Genomic DNA, 1345 nt, shown 5'->3' with positions numbered 1-1345 from the left:
GAGCCTACCACGGAGAGCCGTGGCGCAAGACACGACATCATCAACGCTTATCAATGCAACATGGCCGCGGTGCAAACCGGGTGGTTACGAGGAACCCAATGTCACGCTTTCCGATCATGAAGGCTAAGTTTCCCGATCCTTCGCTCAATCCGCGACAGATCAGCTCGCACTTGGCCAGGCACCTGAAGAAGTTGCGCGCCGGAGATGGGAGTGTCGATCTACCGGAGGAGGCAAAGGAAGAACGGAAATGGCCGGTTGACGGCGAGGAGGATCAGAGAATCCGACTATCCATGAACGACATGAAGCGCGTGGATTGCCATGCGGCGCGCCTGCATGACGGGATCCTGCGCAGAACTGGCCTGAGCCACTTGGATCGGGAGGATCGCCAGAAACTCTCGTCCTTGAAGAACGGTGTCGCCATGGCTCGCATCTCCAGCCTGGATCATGCTGACGAACTGGTCGCACGCCTACACGGCGAGATGCCTTGGATGGCGCCTGCGACCGAGCACGCTTGGCATGCGATGCGTCGATCGGTGCGCGAAGGTTGGGCGGGCTTCCGCATGTCGCCCGTGATCCTCGAAAGACCACCAGGCATCGGGAAGACCTATTGGATGCGTCGATTAGGAGAGCTGATCGGCACCGCTAAGGTGGACGTGGATGCGACGGGCGAGAACGCCTCCTTCGGTGTCGTAGGCTGTCAGCGTGGCTGGTCGAGTGCCCGGCCGGGGAGAGTCCTAGAGTGCATCATGGCGAGGCAGACCGGAAACCCCATAGTCATGATCGATGAGCTGGAAAAGGCGGGCAGCGCCAAGTCTGGACGAAACCAGTCTTTCAGCCTCGCAGAGGCGCTGCTACCTCTACTGGAGTCCAGCACCGCCGCTGACTGGAGTTGCCCCTATTATCGCGTGCGTTTTGACATGTCCCATGTGAGTTGGATCATGCTCACCAACAACCTGTCCCCGCTGCCGGAGCCGCTGCTCAACCGCTGCACGATCCTCAGGATGAAGGAAATCGATCTACCGGACCTGATCGTGCTTGCCCGGCGCGAAGGACAAGCGCGCGGCTTGGCAGAGGCATCGGTCTGGTCTGTCACCGAAGCGCTGTCCAAGGCAGCACCTGCTGCACCCTCGCGACCAAGCCTGCGCACGGTCTTGCGGATGCTCGATCGAGCGGAGGACCTGGAGAACAGGCCGATCAGCACCTGACTACTGGCCACTAAGAACATCTAACAAAACCGTTTGATCTGGTTTAGGCAGGTGAGGGCGCAGCCGAGGATCACGAAAGCCTCGTGGATGTCGGCGCGCCGCTCGTAGCGGATGGCGAGGCGGCGAAAGCGGTTGAGCCA

The 1345-nt window shown here is 60.4% G+C and carries 1 protein-coding gene and 1 pseudogene; one reads left to right on the top strand and one right to left on the bottom strand.

What is annotated here, in order from left to right:
* Nucleotides 1-98: 98 nt before the first annotated feature.
* Nucleotides 99-1205 (top strand): AAA family ATPase, encoded by a 1107-nt coding sequence (locus J0F76_RS20625; protein ID WP_207472333.1) that lies wholly within the window; start codon nt 99-101, stop codon nt 1203-1205.
* A 20-nt stretch (nt 1206-1225) separates the two neighbouring features.
* On the opposite strand, the pseudogene J0F76_RS20620 reads toward J0F76_RS20625, so the two are convergent.
* Nucleotides 1226-1345 (bottom strand): annotated as a pseudogene (locus tag J0F76_RS20620) (IS5/IS1182 family transposase); the annotation flags it as partial.

It is taken from the genome of Paracoccus fontiphilus, assembly GCF_017356265.1.
GTDB lineage: Bacteria > Pseudomonadota > Alphaproteobacteria > Rhodobacterales > Rhodobacteraceae > Paracoccus > Paracoccus fontiphilus.
The sequence above is the reverse complement of the archived record's forward strand: the minus strand, read 5'-3'. Positions and strand labels throughout refer to the sequence as shown.

What these genes read in the sequence shown, in the direction of transcription:
- J0F76_RS20625 (WP_207472333.1), top strand. Translation starts at nt 99, where the DNA reads ATGTCACGCTTTCCGATCATGAAGGCTAAGTTTCCCGATCCTTCGCTC.